Here is a 17,044-nt window from a genome sequence, read left to right on the forward strand (position 1 = left end):
GTTTAATCTCTTAAAAGATCGTTAACTGATGTTTTTGATCTTGTTTTTTCATCAACTTGTTTAATTATTACCGCACAATACAAAGATGGCGCTTGTGGATTGTTTTTATCCGGCAAGGATCCTGGAACTACCACTGAATAGGGTGGGATTTTTCCATAAGTTATTTCACCAGTTTTTCTATTAACAATTTTTGTTGATTGTCCAATATACATTCCCATACTCAGGACAGAGCCTTCTCCAACTATTACACCTTCTACTACTTCTGACATTGCTCCTAAGAAAACATTGTCTTCAATAATTGTAGGTAATGCTTGAGCAGGTTCTAATACTCCTCCAACTCCAGTACCAGCTGAGATATGACAATTTTTTCCAATCTGACAACAACTTCCTGCACGACTAAATGTATCCATCATTGTTCCTTCATCAATATAAGCACCAATATTTACATAACATGGCATTAAAACCGCATTTTTTCCTACAAATGATCCTTTTCTTACAGGTGAATTAGGCACCATTCTAAAACCAGCTTTTTCATGATCTTCTTTTGTCCATCCAGCTGTTTTTCCTTTAAGTAAATGAGCTTTGTCATACCAGCTACTGTATGGACCATTTAAATTTTCCATTGGGTACATTCTAAAGCTTAACATGATAGCTTTTTTTAGATGTTGATGTGTAACCCATTCACCATTGATCTTTTCAGCTACTCTTGCTTTTCCACTGTCTAAATCATCAATAATTTGATTAACAGCATCCTTTAAAGGTTTATCTGAATTTTGACTTACTTGGTCTTTATTTTCCCAAGCTTCATTTATAATTTTCTCAATACTCATAATTTTATGAGTTTTTTAATAACCTTATTTCTTTTAAAAATAAAGAAAGATTTTCAATTTTGTAATCAATATACTCTTCATCAGACTCTTTTTTCCCCCAGTATTCATCATTGATTAACCAAACTGTTTTTGCTCCTCTTTCTTTTCCAATAGATAAGTTTTTTGCGATATCTTCAATATAAAGTGTCTCAGTTGGATCAATTTGAAATTTTTTGACCATCAGATCGAATGCTTTTGCCTCAGGTTTTGGACTGTACTCAGCATCAACAATATCGAATACACCGTCAAATTGATCATCAATTCCTAAGTGAGTAGTAATATTTTTAACATGTTCTTTACTGCCATTTGTAAAGACAAATTTGTTTAGATTAATATTTTCAAGCTCATTCCTTAAAGCAGTATCTTTTTCTAAAAAATCTAAATTAATATCATGCACATAGTCTAAAAATTCTCTTGGAGGTATATCGTGATGTATCATTAAACCATTAAGACTAGTGTTATATTTATGAAAATAATTTGTTTGTAATTCTTTTGCCTCTTTTAAATCTACATTTAATTTATTCGAAATATATTGAGTCATTTTTTTACTTACCTGACCAAATACTCCTTCAAGATCACTATAGAGTACCCCATCACAATCAAATAATATGTTTTTGATATTCTTTAATTCTTTCATTGTCTTATTAGGGTCCCAGAGCCCTTGTCAGAGAATATTTCCCACAAACACGAATGTGGCTTTGTGCCATTAATTATACCAACTGCTGTCACACCATTATTTACGGCGTCTAAGCATGCGTTTATTTTAGGTATCATACCTTCTGTAATAGTTTCGTCTTTAATCATTTCAAGAACCTCAGATGAAGAAATTTCCTCTATTAATTTCTTATTTTTATCTAAAACACCATCAACATTCGTCATTAACAATAGTCTTCTAGATTTTAAAGATTTTGCTATAGCCATCGCAGCTGTATCTCCATTAATATTATATGTTTGGTTTTCTTTACCTAATCCTAATGGAGAAATTATAGGAATTTTATTTTGATTAATTATATTTAATATTTGTTCATTATTAATCTCATTCGGTATTCCTACAAATCCTAGCTCTTTTGCTTCTGGTATAGTTTTTATAATATTATTATTTTTTGTGTGAATAGAGATTGCCTCTGTGCTTTTGTCTTTTAAAGAATTAACAATGTCATTATTAAAATCAATCAAAACAGATTCAACAATATCAATTATATTTTTGTCAGTTACTCTTAGTCCTCTTATAAATTTTGATTCAATATTTGATTTTTCTAGCTCTCTTTTAATTCTAGGTCCGCCACCATGAATAACAACAGTTGCAAGACCCAATTTATTTAAAACACTAAGATCAGTTATAAAGTTATTAAATACGTTTCTATCAATTAAAACGTTTCCACCATATTTAATTACTATCAAATCATTTTTGTATTTTTCAATGTATTTAGTTACTTCATTTAATGGCGGCCCATTTTTAGGTAGTATCTTTTCAAGGTCCATTTATTATTTTTAATTACTAGGTTGCAGTTTTAATCGTTGTACGTTTCATTATTACAACCTGCTGAGCCATTGTTAAAATGTTATTAACTGTCCAATAAATTACTAGTCCGCTTGGGAAGGGTGCAAGAATTACTGTTAAAAACAAAGGGAAGAACATAAATATTTTTGCCTGCATTGGATCTGTTGGAGCGGGATTTAATTTTTGTTGCACCCACATTGATACTCCCATTGCAACTGGCCATGCTCCAATTACAAGAAAAGAAGGTACGTCATAAGGAAACAATCCAAATAAATTAAATATAGAAGTAGGATCCTTAGCACTTAAATCTTGGATCCAACCATAAAAAGGCATATGACGCATTTCAATCGTTACAAATAAAACTTTATACAAAGCAAAAAATACAGGTATTTGAATTAGAATTGGCAAACATCCAGACATGGGATTTACTTTTTCCTTCTTGTAAAGAGCCATCATGGCTTGTTGCAATTTCATCTTGTCATCTTTGTGTATTTCCTTAAGTCTTACCATCTCAGGCTGAAGAGCTTTCATTTTAGCCATGCTTCTGAATGAAAAATTAGCAAGTGGAAAAAATGCTACACGAATACAAACGGTAACAGCAATAATTGCTAATCCATAATTACCAAATATTTTAAAGAAATATTCTAAAGCAGTAAACAAAGGACGTGTTAAAAAGTATAAGAATCCCCAATCAATCGTAAGATCAAATTTATCAATTTTTAATGTTTCTGCGTACCCATCAATTACATCAACTCTTTTTGCAGCTACTATTACTTGCAAGTTTTCTTCTATAGAGGAGTTTCCAGTTAATTCTAATGGTTCCGTTGTAACAAAGTTTATTCTGTATTTGTTTTTGTAATCCATCGTGGTTTTAAATTCTTTTTCTCTTGGTGGAATTAGAGTTGATATGTAATATTTATCTCCTATACCTAACCATCCTTTTTGGGCAGTTCTTGAAAATTTTTTCTCTTCTATATCGTCATAATCTTCCTCAATTAATTCTTCATCTAATGTAGCGATAGGACCTTCATGTAGAATGTAAAAATCGGTTAAACCTTCTGGGATTTGATTTCTTATAATTTGTCCATAAGAATAGAAGTCATAGTTTTTATCAGTAGAATTTATAACTCTTTGTTTTATTGTGAATAAAAACTTATCATCTAATGCAATTTCTTTTTCAAAAGTGATGCCTTGATCATTAGTCCAAGTTAATTTTATAGGAGATTGATCAGTTAATTTATTATTTCCAGAAACTGACCAAATTGAATCTGCATTTGGAATATCGATATTTTTATCAGTAGTTACAAAACCACTTTCTATTATATAGCCTTCTTTAGAGCTCCGTGGTGTAAGAAATTTTACTTTTTCATCGCTTTCCAAACTAACATTATATTCTTTGAAAGTTAGATCGTCTATTGCAGCCCCTTTTAATGAAATAGATCCAACAATACTTTGGTTCTCAAATTGAATTCTTTCACTTTGTTGTAACGCTTCTTCTCGTGAAATTTCAGTTACATTTTCTTTTTGATCAATACTAGGTGCATCTGAATTCTGTTCAGTCTTAGTTTTTTCAGTTAAATTTTCTTTTGTTACAGGAGGTGGTGCAAAAAATAGCGAGTATAATATAATTACAGCAGCTGATAAACTTATGGCAGCAATTATATTTCTAGTTTCCATTACTTATTATCCTTCATTTCTTTTTTAACTGGATCAAACCCTTCACCACCCCCTAAAAATTTTATTGGATGGCAGGATAAAATTCTTTTTATACTAATTAATAAACCTTTAAAAAAACCGTATTCTTTTAAAGCATCTATGCTGTATTCAGAACATGTTGGCAAATATCTACAAGAATGACCCAATAATGGACTGATCAAATATTTATAGGCTTTGATAAATTTAATTAAAATTAAAGTAAATATATTCATTATTTTATTTTTGCAAAATCTTGAAAAAGAGTTTCTTTTATAATTTTGTATTCATTATTTAGCATAGAAGACTTAGCTATAACAAGAAATGAATAATCAAAGTTTATCTTTATTTTTTTAACAGCTTCATTCATGATGTTTCTTAATCTTCTTTTAATTTTATTTCTCTTTACTGCATTACCAATTTTTTTTTTAGTTACAAAACTGATATTTAGTCTTTTTTTATCTTTATTTAGTAATTTTCCAAAAAAAATACTTACATATTTATTGGTAATCTTTTTTTGTTTAAGTAAATTTTTAAATTCTTCGTTTTTTGAAAGAGCAAGTATTTTGCTTTTCATTATTCTATACAGAAACAGTTAGTGATTTTCTTCCTCTTGCTCTTCTTCTAGCTAAAAGCTTTTTACCACCTTTAGATTTCATTTTTGAACGAAACCCATGTTTTCGAGCTCTTTTTTTATTTGAGGGTTGATAAGTTCTTTTCATAATTAGATTTGATATAGTTTTTTATAATTTTTGCACCTTTATATTAGTAATAATTAAAATAGCAAATAGAAGATTAAGCATTAAAATAAGAAGAATCATGGAAAATACAAAAAAAATTAAATTATTTATTGGGTTATTTTATCTATTAATTATTTGTGTATTTTTGTATTTCTTTTTTTCAAAATTTAGTCTTTCAGAAATCACATCCTATGATTTTCTAAGAGATAACCAATCTTATTTTTTTGAACTTAAAAAATCTAACTTATTTTTAATTTCTATTATTTTTTTAGTATTAACTATTCTTTGGGTTTTCCCTTTTTTAGGATTTGGATCTCCAGTTGCCTTAATGGGAGGTTTTATATTTGGAAAATGGATAGGTACACTTGTTGTTGTTTTAGGCTTGAGTATTGGTGCTACTTTTTTATATATTTTTGGAAATTATTTTTTAAAACAGCTTATTAGAGAAAAGTTCTTAAATAAATTTCAAAACTTAGAAATAAAATTTAAACAATCTGAATTTAATTATTTATTAATTTACCGCTTTATAGGTGGTATACCTTGGCAGCTAAGCTGTCTCTTACCAACCTTATTTAATGTTAAGGTTATAAATTTTTTCTTTGCTACATTGATTGGAATAGTTCCTCAAATTTTTTTAGCAGTTTCTATTGGTAGTGGATTAGAAAAAATTATAGACCAAAATGCTGAAGTACCAGGAATAACTGATATAATATTTTCTCCTGATATATATGTTCCTATTACAGCTTTTTTTATTTTAATTTTGATTACAATATTTTTGAGAAAGTTTTTTTACAGAAATTAGTGGTGCTCCCACCCTGTACTGACCAGGGAACTAGTCATTACCAATGACTTGTTATACCATTTAACTACAGGAGCTTAGAGACAAATTGTATTTTATTGATAATAAAGCATTTTTTTCAAATTATTGCCTTAATTTTTTGATGAATATGATTTATATCTATTTTAGGAAAATGTTATGGGAATTCATTACGACTACAAATCAACTAAAGGTAATAAGCTTATGGAAAAGCAAGCTAAAAGAGAGAGAAAGCTTGCTGAAAAAAAAGCTAAACGTTTAGCTAAAGAAGGCCCAAAAAAAGAAGAGGAAAAAGCGCCTGCACTAGATCCCAATAAACCAATTTCTCTAGATTTCCTGACTAACCCAAATAAAGAATGAGTTCAAAAGAAAAAAATGAGCGTTTAAGCTTGGCGCTTAGAAAAAATTTGAAGAAAAGAAAAATTTTCCAAAAAAAAAATAAAAAGAAAAATAAATAATGTCAATTCAACCCGATTCTTGGATTAAAAAAATGTGCAAAGAGCACAATATGATAGAGCCATTTTTGGATCATCAAGTTTCTGAAGGTAAAATTTCTTATGGATTAAGTAGTATGGGATATGATGTTAGAATCTCAGATGAATATAGAATTTTTACCAATGTTAATAGTTCTTTAGTTGATCCAAAGAATTTTTCTGATGATAACTTTATAGAACGAAAAGGACCATATTGCATTATCCCACCAAATTCATTCGTTTTAGCTAAAACAGTAGAATATTTTAGAATACCAAAAGATGTTTTATGTATTTGTGTTGGAAAAAGTACTTATGCAAGGACAGGAATTATTTGTAATGTTACTCCAATTGAAAATGAATTTGAGGGCAATATTGTAATTGAGCTAAGTAATACAACACCTAATCCTGCAAAAATTTATTCAAACGAGGGAATAGCACAATTTTTATTTTTCAAATCAGATACTCAGCCAGAAACAACTTATAAATCAAAGAACGGTAAATATCAGGGTCAAACTACAATTCAAGTTGCTAAAATTAAAAAGTAATTTATGGATAAATTTCTGATTAATGGCCCTTGTAAAATCAAGGGCAATGTTTCAATTTCAGGTTCGAAGAATGCATCTCTCCCAATATTAGCTGCAACATTATTATTTGATAAACCTGTGATTATCAAAAATTTACCAAGAGTTAGAGACATTAATACAATGTTAAATTTATTAAAGTCTCTTGGTTCTAAAATAATTTTATCAAGAGATAAAAAAACAGCAAGAATTATAAATAAAAAAAATATGAAAACGTTTGCTAGTTATTCTTTAGTCAAAACAATGCGTGGTTCTATTTTAGTTTTAGGTCCACTTATTTCAAAATACCATAAATCTAAAATTTCTTTACCTGGAGGGTGTTTAATTGGTGCTAGACCAGTTAATTATCATCTATCAGCATTAAAAAAACTTGGTATGAAATATGAAATACAAGATGGATATATTTTAGCAAAATCAAAAGGAAAACTCAGCGGAACAACTATAAATTTTCCAAAGATAAGTGTTGGGGCAACTGAAAATTCAATAATAGCAGCATGTTTAGCTAAAGGAAAAACAGTTTTAAAAAATTGTGCAATAGAACCTGAGATTAAAGATCTTACAAATTTTTTAAATAAAGCTGGAGCGAAAATAAAATGGACAGGGAGAGTTTGTAAAATCATAGGTGTAAATTCTTTAAATGAAACTGAATATTCTGTAATGGCTGATAGAATAGAAGCAGGCACATTTTGTGTAGCTGCAACACTTGCGAAAGGTAATTTACAAATAAATAATTTAAATCCTAAAGTTATTGACACAGAAATAAAATTACTAAAAAAAGTTGGTGCTAAAATTAAAACTAGTGAAAATAAAATCTTAATTAAAGGACCTGAAAAAATAAAATCAATAAAAAGTATTAAAACCAAAGAGTTTCCAGGTATTCCTACAGACCTTCAAGCACAATTGATGGTTTTAATGTGTAAAGCAGATGGCAAAAGCTCAATAACCGAAAGTATTTTTGAAAATAGATTTATGCATGTCGCAGAATTGCAAAGACTAGGAGCAAAAATAAATATTAAAAATAATACCGCTGCAATAGAAGGAAATACTAAATTCATTGGTGCCGAATTAATGTCTAGTGATTTAAGAGCTTCTGTTGCTTTAGTTCTAGCTGCAGTAGTTTCTACTGGTAAATCATATATCAACAGAATTTATCACTTAGATAGAGGTTATGAAAAAATAGAAAATAAATTAAAAAAAATAGGTGTTAAAATTAAAAGATTAAAATAGTGAATAAATATTTAGCAAAAATAATAGCAAGCGACCAAGAAGGGTTGCAAATGATTTCAGCTTGTAGTTCAGGGGCTAAGGTTAAAATTGCAGATATAAAATATCTCGCATCCAATAAGGTTTTTTTATTATCAATTGAAAGAACCAAGGTTGAAAGTGATCAGGAAGATAAAAAAATCAATAGCATTTGTAGGTTTGATTTTGTTGATAAAGTAAGATCAAAAAACATCGATCAATCAAATCAAGAAATAGTTTTAGAATTAATAGGTATAGATTATTTGAAAAATAATGATGTTTATGAAATAAATCTTATTTTTAATAATAATGCTCATATTGCTTTAACTACAGAAACTATTGAAGCAAGATTAGAGGATCAAAGTGAAATTAAATAGTTATGAAGATACTAAATAGTAAAAGAAAAAATTTTGATAAATTATTAGAGAATTTGCTTTTAAAGAGAAAGAAAAAAATTGAATCAAACTCTGTTTCTGTAACAAATATAATTAAAGATGTTAAAAAAAATGGAGATAAAGCATTATTAAAATATGAGAAAAAATTTAATCAAAACAACATAATTATTCCAAGCTCAAAACAAATAAAAAAATCTGTAAATTCACTTGATAAAAAAGTAAAGAAAGCAATTGATGAGGCTTATAATAGAATTTATAAATTTCATTCACTTCAAAAATTTAAAAATATTTCTTATACGGATAAATTAAAAAACAAACTTGATTATAAATATGTGCCTTTAGAGTCTGTTGCCATTTATGTTCCTGGGTCTACAGCTTCATATCCATCGAGTGTGTTGATGAATGCTATTCCAGCAATTGTAGCAGGTGTTAAGAGAATAGTTATGATTAATCCAGGCCATAAAGGAAAACAAAATCCAGCTGTATTATACGCCGCAAAAAAATGCAAAATAAAAGAAATTTATTCTATCGGGGGGCCTTCTGCTATTGCAGCAGTATCTTATGGAACTAAAAAAATTAAAAAAGTTCATAAAATAGTTGGTCCAGGAAATGCATATGTTGCAGCAGCAAAAAAAGAAGTTTTTGGTGTTGTTGGAATTGAAAGTATGACTGCAGGTCCCTCAGAAGTGACTGTCGTTTGTGACAAATTTTCAAATCCTGAGTGGGTTGCAAGTGATTTAATTGGACAAGCTGAACATGATATTCTTGCACAATGTATTTTGATTTCAAAAGATAAAAATTTGCTAGATAAAGTAAAAATTGAAATTACTAAACAATTAAAAGAAATTCCAAGAGCTTCTGTTGCAAGAAGAAGTTTAATTAATAATGGAATTCTTATGTATATTTCTTCAGATGCTAAAATAATAAGTGTTGTGAATAAAATTGCACCAGAACATTTAGAATTAAATATTAAAAATTATAAATCGTTAGTTCCAAAAATAAAAAATTCAGGATCAATATGTTTAGGAAAATATGCAGTTATGGCAATGACTGATTATAATGTTGGATCAAACCATGTGTTGCCAACTAATGGTTCTGCAAAATACTCAAGCGGTATAAGTGTAAATGAATTTTATAAAAGGATTTCATACATAAACTTATCAAAAAAGGGTATTGAAAGTCTTGGACCATCAGTTATAACACTTGCAAATTACGAAGGGTTGGTTGGACACGCCCAATCTGTAGTAAAACGAATAAGGAGAAAATAAATTTGTCAAAACAAGACTTACTGGAATTTAAAGGTACAGTGATAGATCTACTTCCTAATGCTATGTTTAGAGTAAAATTAGAAAATGGACATACTGTTACTGCCCATACAGCTGGTAAGCTAAGAAAAAACAGAATTAGAGTTCTCCAAGGTGATAATGTGACAGTTGAAATGACACCTTACGATCTTACTAAAGGAAGAATTATCTTTAGAGGATAAATAAGGCTGAGTAGCTCAGGAGTAGAGCAGAGCCCTGAAAAGGCTTGTGTCGGAGGTGCGAATCCTTCCTCAGCCACCACCACAAACTTTCGTCTTGAAATAATCTTAAAAGAAATTAACTTTAAGAGATAATAAATAACAATAGGACTAAGAAATAAGATGAGTACACTACAAGGAAAAATTAAATGGTATAATGGTAAAAAGGGATATGGCTTCATTGAAAGAGATGATAAAGAAAAAGATGCCTTTGTTCACGCTTCAGCGGTAAAAGCTGCTGGTATGAGATATCTCAATGAAGGTGATAAACTTGAATTCACATTAGAAGATGGTCCCAAAGGTCCTTCTGCAGTTAATTTAAAAAAAATAGACTAATTTAGAAATTATTTAAAAGGGCGTTTTATCTATTAAATAGATAAACGTCCTTTTTCTATTTAGGCCTTGAATATTAATTTTTTTTGTCTAAAAGACTGCTCATGAATATAAATATCACATACAGAAAGACTTTTAGAAGTACTCACAGAAACTGTTTCCATAGCCAGTAGGCTATTTATTTATATTATAATTTTAAATCTACATAAAATAAGATAAAAACAAAGAGGATAAGCCCGGGTGGTGTAATGGTTAGCACGGAAGTTTGTGGAACTTTAAGTTTGAGTTCGACTCTCAGCCCGGGTACCAAAAAATGAATAAAGAAAAAAAATTAATTCCTGGATTACCTTCAGGATTTGAAGATCGTTGGGATAAAAAACTTCTTCTCAAAAAAAAGCTTTTAAAAGCTATTGAGAATAATTTTGTTAAATTTGGAGCAGAAGCTCTGGAAACCCCTTCGTTTGAAATAAGTGAAAATATAGGATCTTTTTTGGCAGAAGATGACGCTAATCCTATGTCTGATGTATTCTCATTTCAGGATGGAGAAAAAAACATTACTCTTAGGTATGATCTTTCAAGCCCGCTAGCTAGATTTGTTGCACAAAATAATCAAGAACTTCCATCAATCTTTAAAAGGTATGCCATTCAAAATGTCTTTAGAAATGAAAAGGCTGGTAATGGAAGATACAGAGAATTCATGCAAGCAGATTTTGATATTATTGGAAATGTTAATCCTGCCCAAGCAAATGCGGAGCTTTGCAATTTAATATCAAGTACTTTGTTAGATTGTGGTCTTAAAAAAGATCAATTTACAATTAACATCAGTAATAGGAAAATAGTTCAAGGATTAATTGATGACTTAAAAATATCAGAAGAAAAGCAAGTAAAAGTAATTAGGGCAATTGATAAATTAGATAAACCAGGTTTTGGTTTAAAAGGTGTTGAAGATCTACTTAAAAAAGAAAGAAAAGATATAAGTGGTGCAGTCACTAAGGGTGCAGATTTAAAAGATGAACAAGCATCTGAAATACTAGATTTTTTAAAAATTAAAGATTTAAAAGAATTAAAAGAAACATTAAAAAATCCATTATCTCAAGAAGGTATAAAGGAATTAGAACAATTATTTGAAGTATTGGGTTACAGTTCAAATTTAAATCAGGTCAAAACAAATTTTACAATTGTTAGGGGATTGGCTTATTATTCAGATTTCATTGTTGAAACAAATCTAAATTTTAAAGTTACAAATAACAAAGGCAAAGAGGTCGATATAGGCAGTATTTGTTCAGGAGGAGCCTATGCAAAATTAATCTCGAGATTTAAAGGTGTGGATATTCCAGGTACAGGAATTAGTTTTGGAGTAGATCGATTGTTATTTGCTTTAATGCAATTAAATCAAATAAAAATAGATAGTCAAAAACCAGTTTTAGTTTGTGTAATGGATGAAAAATATCTTAAAAATTATTATGAAATTTTAGATTTATTAAGAGATAATAATATCAATGCTGAAATTTTTTTAGATACAAAGAAAAATTTAGGTAAGCAATTAACCTTAGCAAATAAACGCGAATTGGATGTTGCAATAATATGTGGTGAAAATGAATTCAATGAAAATACAGTCACTATAAAAAGCCTTAAAGGTGTTAAGGGTGAAAATAATAAAACATTTCCAAAAGAAAATTTAATCGATGAAGTCAAAAAACTTATCTGAAAATATCCTTAGATCTGTAAAATCGAAGGGTTTTAAATATATTGATTTACCCTCAGTAATTGAGGCTAATCACATTGTTCAAAGATCAGGAGAAAGTTTTAGAAAGTTTATTTTTTCTTTTACTGATCAAAATGGAAGTGAGTTATGTCTAAGACCAGATTTAACAATTGCATCTTGCCTAAGATATTTAGAAAATAATTTAAAGGGTAAGGAAAAAATTTTTTATAGCGGTCAAGCTTATCGAAAATCACAAAACAAAAAAGACTCAATCATAAGAAATCAAATTGGATTTGAAATTTTAGGATCTAAGGACGAGAAAAATGATGATAAAGAAATTATAAATACATCTCTTAAATCACTTCAAAATATTAAATATTCTTCAGGAACACTCACTATTGGAAATGTTGAAATATTTAATTTATTAATTTCAAAATTAGATATTCCAAAGAGATGGAAGCTAAGATTGGCCAGACATTTCTGGAGAGAAGAATATTTTAATGATTTATTAAAAAGATTAGAAACTAATTCAGATGTTGATCCAACAATTGTAGAAATAGATAAAAAGCGTTACGTGAAAATGCTTAAAGAAGATTTATCAAACATTGTGGCAGGAAGAACAATTAACGAAATATTAAAAAGATTTGATCAGAAAATAAAAGATCCTAGAAGAGCTAGTAAAGGAAAAAATGTTTCAAAAATAATTAAAGATTTCTTAAAAATAAAATGTCCAATAAATAAAGCAGCCATAGAATTAAATAAATTTTTTAAAAAAAACAGAATAAATTTAGCTGTAGATCAAAAATATTTTCCAATCTCTGATAACAAGGTTTCAAAACTAAATGTAGTATTTTCAACATCCTTTGGAAGGCAATTAGAATATTACACCGGAATGGTTTTTAAAATTGATATTAAATCTAAAAACTCATTAAAAAATATTATTAATGGTGGTCGTTATGATGGTCTAATTTCAGACTTAGGATCAAAAAAACAAACTCCAGCTGTAGGCGCTGCTTTAAACTTAAATTACTAATGACGAAAAATATTTTAAATATTGGAATCCCAAGTAAAGGCAGACTTAGAAAAGATGTTTTAAATATTTTTAAAAAAAATAAATTAAATCTCATTTCAGAAAGAGGAGAAAGAGATCTTTTAGGATCTATAAAACAATTTAAAAATATTAAGATTTTATATCTTCATGCAAGAGAGATCATCGAAAGACTTGGAGATGGATCTTTGGATATAGGTTTTTCTGGCTTTGATTTATTAAAGGAAAGTGAAATTAACACTCAAAAAAAAATTAATGTTTTAAAAAGATATAATTTTGGAAAGGCCACTTTAGTAGTTGCAATTCCAGATCCTTGGATAGATGTACAAACAGTTGCAGATTTAGAAGAAATTGCATTTGAATTTAAAGATAAGAAAAAGAAAAGATTAAGAGTAGCAACAAAATATCCAAACTTAACAAGGGAATTTTTGTTTTCAAAGGGTGTTACTCAATTCAAATTAGTTGATAGTTTGGGTGCAACTGAAGCTTATCCTTTTACGGGCTCATCGGAAATAATTACAGATATCACTTCTACCGGAGAAACGTTAAAAGCAAACAATCTACGAATTTTAAAGGATGGAGAAATATTAAGATCAGAGGCCTGCATGATGATTTCTAAGTCATTCAATAATAAAATGGGTCTTAAAAAAATAGTAAAATTACTTTCTAAAAATTAAGTCTTTCCAATAAATTAGTATAATTTTGATAATACCTAGATTTCTAATAATTGCATAAAGTGCAACAATAACACAAATAATAAAGAATACTTTTAATACTAAAATTAGTTCCATAAAGTATTTTTAAATATTTAAATTCATTAATCAAATATTTACGATAAAATAAACAATTAGAATCATGGATAATATATTGTTAATTTTACTAGTTTTGTTATTAGGCGGCGTTTTAGCTATTCTTTATCTAAATTTAAAAACTAAGCCAAAAGATGAAAATGAAAACAAAGAAGCTGAGGAAATAGCTAATTTAAAATCAGAAATATCAAGTTTAAAAGATACCTTAAACACTACAATCAATAGCTCACTTGGTGCAATGTCGACTTCATTTAATAATCTATCAACTGGGGTTACTAAAGATATGACTGAAACTTTAACTAAGGTGGAGGAAAAGGTTGGTAATTTTAATCAACAAGTTCAACTATTAAATCAAAGCCAAGAGGGGATAACTAAAATTTTAGCTGGAGTTAAGAAATATGGAACTCTTGCAGAATTTAGCTTAGATGCTCTAATTAAAGATTTGCTACCAGCCTCTCAATTCATGACGAATGTTAAAATGAAAGAGGACACCAGTGAAAATGTTGAATTTGCAATAAAGCTTCAAGGAGGTGTTTTAGTTCCTGTTGATAGTCATTTTCCAGTAGAAAAATTCAAAGCAATTACCGATGGTCATGACGCGGAAGACAAAAGGGCTGTAGCAGATGCTAGAGCAAAATTAGCCTCAGCGTTTAAAGCAAAAGCTAAAAGTGTTAATGAAAAATATATTGCTCCACCAAAAACTACTGATTTTGCAATCGTATATGCTCCTACAGAAAGTTTATACAAAGAGTTAACTGAATATCAAGATCCAAGTACAAAAGAATTATTAACTCAAGAGTTAATGAAAAAATATAAAGTTGTGATATGTGGACCTAATACTCTTTCTGCTTACTTACAGTCTTTACATATGGGATTTCAATCATTGAAGGTACAAAAAGGTGCAACGGAAATTTATAATCATTTAAAAACAATCAGTACAAGATTTTCTAAACATTTTGACAACATTATAGTTCTTAGAAAAAAATTAGAAGATGCTATGGGAGTTGTTGATAAATTTGGAACGGATGCAAGATCAATTTCAAGAACCTTAGAAAATATTAAAGATCCCGAGCAGGTTGAGAAAGCTGTACAAACTGAAAACGTGGAAAAATTTGTTGAACGAAATAGGCAGCTTAAAAATTAATTTCTTTTTTTCATTAATAACGTCTATAAGAAATCTCATGCAGTGGAATCAAAAATATGATTATCCAAAATCATCAAGAGCAACAGTTGATGGCATTAGAAGATACTTATTAGGGGAAACAAAATTACCAAGTGTCACTTCAATTTTAGATGCAACTCGATCTGAAGAAGATAAAGCAGCATTAGCAAATTGGAGAGAAAGAACTGGGCAAAAAGAGGCTGAGGCAATTACAAAAGCAGCAAGCAGTAGAGGTTCTCAAATGCACAACTATTTAGAGTCCTATTTACTTGGAAGAGAAAATTTAAGTTTTTTTGAGGATAACGAACAATACAAATTAATGGCTAAAGAAATTATAGAAAAAGGTTTGAAAAATAGATTGGATGAAATTTGGGGTGTTGAATGCACTCTTTATTACCCAGAGAAGTATGCAGGTACTGCTGATTGTGTAGGAGTTTATGAAGGAAAAGAAACAATAATAGATTTTAAACAAAGTAATAAACCTAAAAAAGCTGAATATATAGACTCATGGCTTCTTCAAACAAGTGCATATTCATTAGCACATAACATTGTGTATAACTCCAATATCACTTCTTGTGTAATTTTGGTTTGCACAGTAGATAAATTATTTCAAGAGTTTAAAATTCAAGGGCATGATTTAATTGTTTATCAAAATTTGTTTTTGGGAAGATTAAAAAAATTTAATGAGCTATCGGATTTAACTTAGGATTTTATGGATAAAATAGTAATTTACGATACAGAAACAACAAATAGTACAATTTGGGGCTCAATAATTGAAGTAGGTGCTGTAGTTGTAGATAAAAACTTAAAAGAAATTGGTAAGCTAAATATTCGTGGCAGAATGCCTGAGGGTGAGGTTCCAAGTGCAAAGGCCTTATTAGTTAATTCAACAAGTATTGATTTACTTACCAAAGGCAATTACTCGCATTATGATTTTTTAGGCGCAGTAGAAAATTTTTTCTCTAAAGCTGGTCCAGCATTGTTTATGGGCTGGAGTAACTTAAATTTTGATAGACGAATGTTTCATTTTAATTTTTTCAAAGGGAATAGATATCCTTACATTACACATTCTTCACCCAATAAAGAACATGACGGTTTACATGTTGCAAGAGTAGCACAAACCTTGAATCCTGAAACATTAAAGACTGAATTAACAGAAGCTGGAAATGAAAGTCTAGCTTTAGAAGGTTTAGCTAGACAACAAGGATTTGATACATCTCAACAACACACTGCTTATCATGATGCATTCACAAGCTTAAAAATTCTAAGAATTATAAAAGATAAACATAAAGACAATTGGGAAAATTTTTTAAGTACATCTACAAAAAATAGTGTTGAAACTATCTTAAAAAGTGAGGGGATTTATTCAATTTTCGAAAATGTTAAGGGAAAAAATATGATGTATCTTGTCTCTACATTACATCCAGATCATTGTTTTCATCCATCATATGCATCTTGGGGATATTTATTTGATTTAAGAAGAGATCCTGAACCTTTGTTAAATTTATCAATAAATGATCTTAAAGTTTATTTAAAAAAGTTTAGTCCAAAAGCACTTAGAGTAATCAAAACCAACAAAGCTCCTGTAGTTTTAGATAAAAAGTTTGCATTAAAAGAGAAGGCATATGCTGACTTAGATTTAGAAACAATCCAGAAAAGAGCAAAAATGGTTAGAAATAGTGAAAATTTTTGTAAAAATATTCAAGTCATTAATAGAGAGGCCGCTGAAGAAAAAGCTCAAACTCAAACCCAAGAAGACCTGTTACCTGAAGAAACTTTATATGAAAAATTCATTCCCAATAAAGACACCCAATTATTTAAAACTTGGCATAGTTCTTCTTGGGAAGATAAATTAAGAATGTTGGATAAGTTTCAAGATAAAAGATGTAGTTGGTTTGGGCAAAAAATTATTTATCAAGAAGCACCACATATTTTGCCACCAGATTTATATAAAAATATAAAAAGTGAAATTGCTAGACGAATTTTAAGCAAAAATAGAGAAAAGTGGCAAACTATAGGAATGGCCTATCAAGAAATTGATACCTTAAGAGATCAAGCATCAAATCGAGATGATGAAGAGGAACTAAAAAAATTAGATGAAATAAATGAATTTATTATGTCTATAGAAAAAAAATATGAAATTGCCTAGTTGACT

Annotated in this window: 21 protein-coding genes and 2 tRNA genes; 16 read left to right on the forward strand and 7 right to left on the reverse strand. The window is 29.0% G+C overall.

The window, feature by feature from the left end; all coding sequences use genetic code 11:
- Positions 1–2 precede the first annotated feature (2 nt).
- From dapD to rpmH, 7 genes are read right to left on the reverse strand one after another with little or no spacing between them, the layout of a single operon-like run.
- Positions 3–830 carry a 2,3,4,5-tetrahydropyridine-2,6-dicarboxylate N-succinyltransferase gene (dapD, locus tag ACTT88_RS00235; RefSeq protein WP_440907392.1) on the reverse strand — a complete coding sequence of 276 codons (828 nt, stop codon included), beginning with the start codon at positions 828–830 and terminating at the stop codon, positions 3–5.
- A 4-nt stretch (positions 831–834) separates the two neighbouring features.
- Positions 835–1,506, reverse strand: coding sequence for a pyrimidine 5'-nucleotidase (locus ACTT88_RS00240; protein ID WP_440643058.1), 672 nt, complete (start codon positions 1,504–1,506; stop codon positions 835–837).
- Positions 1,503–2,351, reverse strand: coding sequence for an acetylglutamate kinase (argB, locus tag ACTT88_RS00245; protein ID WP_440907393.1), 849 nt, complete (start codon positions 2,349–2,351; stop codon positions 1,503–1,505). The genes ACTT88_RS00240 and argB overlap by 4 nt, the downstream gene beginning before the upstream one ends.
- A gap of 16 nt (positions 2,352–2,367) precedes the next feature.
- On the reverse strand, positions 2,368–4,047 hold the full coding sequence (gene yidC, locus ACTT88_RS00250; protein WP_440907394.1) for a membrane protein insertase YidC: 1,680 nt from the start codon (positions 4,045–4,047) through the stop codon (positions 2,368–2,370).
- Entirely contained in the window at positions 4,047–4,298 is a 252-nt protein-coding gene (yidD, locus tag ACTT88_RS00255) for a membrane protein insertion efficiency factor YidD (protein WP_023854406.1), read from the reverse strand. The genes yidC and yidD overlap by 1 nt, the downstream gene beginning before the upstream one ends.
- Positions 4,298–4,639 carry a ribonuclease P protein component gene (gene rnpA / locus ACTT88_RS00260; protein ID WP_440907395.1) on the reverse strand — a complete coding sequence of 114 codons (342 nt, stop codon included), beginning with the start codon at positions 4,637–4,639 and terminating at the stop codon, positions 4,298–4,300. The genes yidD and rnpA overlap by 1 nt, the downstream gene beginning before the upstream one ends.
- A 4-nt stretch (positions 4,640–4,643) precedes the next feature.
- Positions 4,644–4,784 carry a 50S ribosomal protein L34 gene (gene rpmH / locus ACTT88_RS00265; protein ID WP_440907396.1) on the reverse strand — a complete coding sequence of 47 codons (141 nt, stop codon included), beginning with the start codon at positions 4,782–4,784 and terminating at the stop codon, positions 4,644–4,646.
- A gap of 97 nt (positions 4,785–4,881) precedes the next feature.
- On the opposite strand from rpmH, the gene ACTT88_RS00270 reads away from it, so the two are divergent.
- The 16 genes from ACTT88_RS00270 (at position 4,882) to ACTT88_RS00345 (ending at position 17,038) form a co-directional block, all read left to right on the forward strand.
- Entirely contained in the window at positions 4,882–5,604 is a 723-nt protein-coding gene (locus ACTT88_RS00270) for a TVP38/TMEM64 family protein (protein WP_440907397.1), read from the forward strand.
- A gap of 174 nt (positions 5,605–5,778) precedes the next feature.
- A complete protein-coding gene (locus ACTT88_RS00275; protein WP_023854402.1) occupies positions 5,779–5,979 on the forward strand; it encodes a hypothetical protein in 201 nt (66 codons plus the stop codon).
- Between the two features lie 97 nt (positions 5,980–6,076).
- Positions 6,077–6,637, forward strand: coding sequence for a dCTP deaminase (gene dcd, locus ACTT88_RS00280; protein ID WP_440907398.1), 561 nt, complete (start codon positions 6,077–6,079; stop codon positions 6,635–6,637).
- Positions 6,638–6,640: 3 nt separating this feature from the next.
- A complete protein-coding gene (gene murA / locus ACTT88_RS00285) occupies positions 6,641–7,900 on the forward strand; it encodes a UDP-N-acetylglucosamine 1-carboxyvinyltransferase (protein WP_440907399.1) in 1,260 nt (419 codons plus the stop codon).
- Complete coding sequence (locus tag ACTT88_RS00290; protein WP_440907400.1) at positions 7,900–8,292, forward strand: DUF2948 family protein; 393 nt, start codon at positions 7,900–7,902, stop codon at positions 8,290–8,292. Before murA ends, ACTT88_RS00290 begins: the two co-directional genes overlap by 1 nt.
- Positions 8,293–8,294: 2 nt before the next feature.
- On the forward strand, positions 8,295–9,578 hold the full coding sequence (gene hisD / locus ACTT88_RS00295) for a histidinol dehydrogenase (RefSeq protein WP_440907401.1): 1,284 nt from the start codon (positions 8,295–8,297) through the stop codon (positions 9,576–9,578).
- Between the two features lie 2 nt (positions 9,579–9,580).
- Positions 9,581–9,796: a translation initiation factor IF-1 gene (gene infA, locus ACTT88_RS00300; protein WP_023854397.1), complete on the forward strand. Its 216-nt coding sequence runs from the start codon at positions 9,581–9,583 to the stop codon at positions 9,794–9,796.
- Positions 9,797–9,800: 4 nt separating this feature from the next.
- Positions 9,801–9,875 (forward strand) — tRNA-Phe (locus ACTT88_RS00305).
- An 80-nt stretch (positions 9,876–9,955) separates the two neighbouring features.
- On the forward strand, positions 9,956–10,168 hold the full coding sequence (locus ACTT88_RS00310) for a cold-shock protein (protein ID WP_023854396.1): 213 nt from the start codon (positions 9,956–9,958) through the stop codon (positions 10,166–10,168).
- Positions 10,169–10,399: 231 nt separating this feature from the next.
- A tRNA-His gene (locus ACTT88_RS00315) sits at positions 10,400–10,474 on the forward strand.
- 4 nt (positions 10,475–10,478) lie between these two features.
- Positions 10,479–11,873 (forward strand): histidine--tRNA ligase, encoded by a 1,395-nt coding sequence (gene hisS / locus ACTT88_RS00320; protein WP_440907402.1) that lies wholly within the window; start codon positions 10,479–10,481, stop codon positions 11,871–11,873.
- Complete coding sequence (locus tag ACTT88_RS00325; protein WP_440907403.1) at positions 11,851–12,903, forward strand: ATP phosphoribosyltransferase regulatory subunit; 1,053 nt, start codon at positions 11,851–11,853, stop codon at positions 12,901–12,903. The genes hisS and ACTT88_RS00325 overlap by 23 nt, the downstream gene beginning before the upstream one ends.
- Positions 12,903–13,595: an ATP phosphoribosyltransferase gene (gene hisG / locus ACTT88_RS00330; protein WP_440907404.1), complete on the forward strand. Its 693-nt coding sequence runs from the start codon at positions 12,903–12,905 to the stop codon at positions 13,593–13,595. Before ACTT88_RS00325 ends, hisG begins: the two co-directional genes overlap by 1 nt.
- A 178-nt stretch (positions 13,596–13,773) precedes the next feature.
- Complete coding sequence (locus tag ACTT88_RS00335) at positions 13,774–14,871, forward strand: DNA recombination protein RmuC (RefSeq protein ID WP_440907405.1); 1,098 nt, start codon at positions 13,774–13,776, stop codon at positions 14,869–14,871.
- Positions 14,872–14,908: 37 nt separating this feature from the next.
- Entirely contained in the window at positions 14,909–15,595 is a 687-nt protein-coding gene (locus tag ACTT88_RS00340; protein WP_440907406.1) for a hypothetical protein, read from the forward strand.
- 6 nt (positions 15,596–15,601) lie between these two features.
- The gene (locus tag ACTT88_RS00345) at positions 15,602–17,038 is read left to right on the forward strand and encodes an exonuclease domain-containing protein (protein WP_440907407.1); all 1,437 of its coding nucleotides are present in this window, start codon (positions 15,602–15,604) and stop codon (positions 17,036–17,038) included.
- The last annotated feature ends 6 nt before the right edge of the window (positions 17,039–17,044 follow it).

This window comes from Candidatus Pelagibacter sp. (assembly GCF_052046145.1).
Lineage (GTDB): Bacteria > Pseudomonadota > Alphaproteobacteria > Pelagibacterales > Pelagibacteraceae > Pelagibacter.